This is a genomic window from Carboxylicivirga taeanensis, assembly GCF_051851475.1.
GTDB classification, from domain to species: Bacteria; Bacteroidota; Bacteroidia; order Bacteroidales; family Marinilabiliaceae; genus Carboxylicivirga; species Carboxylicivirga taeanensis.
Window position 1 is genome coordinate 1 of record NZ_JBPUSJ010000042.1, and the last position, 3356, is coordinate 3356.

Here is a 3356-nt window from a genome sequence, read left to right on the forward strand (position 1 = left end):
GATAGTCTCGTCCTCTCGGACGGACAATCTCAACGCAAATCTGCTACAGCGCCATGCGGCCAACCGTTGTAGCTTATTTCGGGGTTTCTGTATCGACAGCAGTATTTTGGAGGTTCGCCAAAAACCAAAACGTAGTATAACTTGGCCACTTTTCTTGACTCAGCTTGTTTCATATCAGCCCAGACGTTCAGATTGAAGTGCTTTTGGAATTGATTCTCAAACGTGAACAGGAATCAATTTGATTTACAAACTGTTTACGCAGCTCTTAATCGGTATTAGTTGGTTATAAGCAGTTTTTACTGGTTTTCGAGCTTTTTTTCGGAAGCTTGATTCACAAACGCTGGCGTAAAACACCTTCTCATTTGGTTTTTGGCTTACTGCAGAGCTCAACATTAGAGAAATTAGGAAGATAAAATAACAAGCTACAACAAGCTGCAATAATGCATAGCAGTCCGGCTCGCTTTGGGTGGGCCGATTCCCGCCTCGATTGTCAGTCCTATCGGACGGACAATCAGCACCACGAATCTGCTACTGCATCATGCAGCTAACCGTTGTGCTTAATGTAAAAAAGAACCTGCATGATATTTAAATATGAAGCGTATAATAATTTACTAGCGGATTTAGGACGGCTAGATTATGTTGTTGAGATTTCTGAAATATCAATTAAAGATTTCTTAAAAAAAATGAGTCAATCCAATGACCCTGAATCATATTTAAAGCAGAAATCTAACGAATTTGATATTATGGTTTCTTACGACCAATCAAATAATTATTATAATCAAATTGTCCTCGGAAATATTTCAAACGTCTATCATTTAGGTGAAACATTTTTTTTATGAGTTACAAACTGAATATAATAGTCTATGTAGCGAAGAGTGGACATTTGAACAAGGGAAAACAAAGTTAGACCAAGTAATTTCTTTTCTTAAGAGGTTAAATAGAATTAATAAAACTGATAAAATTGATGATTATCTAATTGATACTTTTGCTTATTATCATCAATTGAGAGTTTATTTCTCACATAAAAAAACCACTTCAAAAGGCGAAATAGATAGTAAGTATGAAAAAGAAATAAATCATTTTGACTCTGAATTATTAAAAAGATACAGGGTTAAAAATTCTCCCAAAAAAATAGAAGAAATTGATTTTGAAGATTATTTCTTATTCACTCAAATTACAAAAGATTTAGCTTTGAAAATTAGTTCTATTGGCTACCCTAAACCCGAGGGACTTGCAAATTGGGATGTAATCAGAAAAATAAAAAAATTTAAAGACGACAATAACAGGTTAGAAAAATCAATTGAAAGTGCGTTAAAAACACAATATGGATATATAAAAGAAAATGATTCAGATACATTGGTTTCAGAAATAATAAATCACATTTGAATAGAGCATTTCGTCTAGAGGTCAGGACGTCCGAAGCCACGTTGAAATTGAGGTTTCAGTGTGATTTCGGAAAACGGGAGTTCGAATCTTCCAATGCTCACAACTAAAAGAAATATAATTGGAGGAGTTTAAAAAGCATATAGAAAGAATGATGAAACCTTATCGGGAAATCGCAAAGATTACAGAACCGATGAGGAAAAATCAAGAGCAGTTGACTGAGCAACATAAAGCTTTACAAAAAGCGATTCAACCAACTTTAGAACTACAGAAAAAGTTGATTGACCCATTAAATCAGTTTCAACAATCCTTTGAGAATATTAATAGGATTTATGCTTCTATACCAAAATTTGAAAATCCATTTCTCGAGCAATTAGAAGCTTTCAAAAAGATTGGAGAAAGGCTAAGAGAATACGCTAAAAAAACACCAGAATATTTTCTGTTGATTGCTCAATATGGCTGGTTTGTTGATTTAGAAAGTGACTTAAACTTTCCAAATCAAGTTGCTAGTAATCTTCAGAATGGAAACATTGATGCCGCAAATAAGCTATTAATAGATTACTATAAAACGAATTTAGATAATATCTTCGAATCCTTGCTTAATAGACATCATAACAGAAAAGAAATTTTAGAAAGTATAAAAAAATCATTTGATAGAGGTAATCATGTTCTTTTAATACCAGCAGTATTAACTCAAGTTGATGGTATCTGTTTTGATTTCACGAAGAAAAAGTTCTTTATAAAAGAAAAAAAGAACAAAAAGTATAAATTCTTACCAGAGGTTATAACAGAATTAGAAAAATCAGCAGGAAATTTCTTAGAATTATATTTATCACCGCTTCAAAACCAGACTCCAATTATGGTGCGAGAGCAAGATATAGAAAAGTTTCCGTGTAGATTAAATCGACATGAAATTTTACATGGAGTAAGTACAGATTATGGAACTGAGATAAATAGTTTGAAAGTCATTTCACTACTAAAATACGTTTCTGATTTACTTACTGACCTAGATGATAAAACACTAAGCACAACATTTTGTATAAGTAATGGCAGGTGATGTGGCAAATATTATGGTTTGTACCCCGCTCAAACTGCGTAGCGGTTTGACAGGAAAGTACCACGCAATCTGCCACTACTCATACAATTTACCGTTACAGGCAATTTCGGGTTTCAGCTTTGTAAGTGGGATTGAGGACGGTCGCCAAAAACCAAAACTTAGTATTACTTGGCCACTAATCCTGACTCGGTTGGTTTCATATTAGCCCAGACGTTCAGATTGAAGTGCCTTTGGAATTGATTTTCAAACGTGAACAAGAATCAATTTGATTTACAAACTGTTTACGCCAGGCTTAAGCAATTTTTATGCAACTATTTGTGTTTTAACTGGGTCTCGAGCTTTTTTTTCGGAAGCTTGATTTCCAAACGCTGGCGTAAAACACCTTCTCATTTGGTTTTTGGCTTTGAGCAAAGCTGGCCATTAGAGAAATTAAGAAGATAAAATAACAGCCTGTAACAAGCTGCAATAATGCATAGCAGTCCGGCTCGCTTTGGTTGGGCCGATTCCCGCCTCGATTGTCTGTCCTGCCGGACGGACAATCAGCACCGCGAATCTGCTACTGCATCATGCAGCTAACCGTTGTAGCTTATTTCGGGGTATCTGTATCGGCAGCAGCATTTTGGTCATACGCCAAAAACCAAAACGTAGTATAACTTGGCCACTTTTCTTGACTCAGTTTGTTTCATATCAGCCAGACGTTCAGATTGTTGTGCCTCTGGAATTGATTTTCAAACGTGAACAGGAATCAAATTGACTTACAAACTGTTTACGCCGCTCTTAATCAGTATTAGTTGGTTATAAGCCGCTTTAACAGGCTTTCACACTTTTCTTTTCGGAAGCTTGATTTCCAAACGCTGGCGTAAAACACCTTCTCATTTGGTTTTTGGCTTAGTGCAAAGCTGACCATTAGAGAAAT

3 protein-coding genes and 1 tRNA gene are annotated in these 3356 nt (G+C 35.4%); all 4 read left to right on the forward strand.

What is annotated here, in order from left to right; all coding sequences use genetic code 11:
* The first annotated feature begins 578 nt into the window (after positions 1 to 578).
* The 4 genes from ACSX1H_RS18915 to ACSX1H_RS18930 all read left to right on the forward strand — a co-directional run bounded on the left by ACSX1H_RS18915 (position 579) and on the right by ACSX1H_RS18930 (position 2440).
* Entirely contained in the window at positions 579 to 839 is a 261-nt protein-coding gene (locus tag ACSX1H_RS18915; RefSeq protein ID WP_439185821.1) for a hypothetical protein, read from the forward strand.
* Positions 820 to 1386: a hypothetical protein gene (locus ACSX1H_RS18920; protein ID WP_439185822.1), complete on the forward strand. Its 567-nt coding sequence runs from the start codon at positions 820 to 822 to the stop codon at positions 1384 to 1386. Before ACSX1H_RS18915 ends, ACSX1H_RS18920 begins: the two co-directional genes overlap by 20 nt.
* A gap of 3 nt (positions 1387 to 1389) precedes the next feature.
* Positions 1390 to 1486 (forward strand) — tRNA-OTHER (locus ACSX1H_RS18925).
* An 18-nt stretch (positions 1487 to 1504) separates the two neighbouring features.
* Positions 1505 to 2440, forward strand: a complete 936-nt coding sequence (locus ACSX1H_RS18930) for a hypothetical protein (protein WP_439185823.1) — start codon at positions 1505 to 1507, stop codon at positions 2438 to 2440.
* Positions 2441 to 3356: the final 916 nt, after the last annotated feature.

Bases quoted from the DNA above. Each gene is read 5' to 3' on its own strand.
- ACSX1H_RS18915 (WP_439185821.1), top strand. From the start codon at position 579: ATGATATTTAAATATGAAGCGTATAATAATTTACTAGCGGATTTAGGA.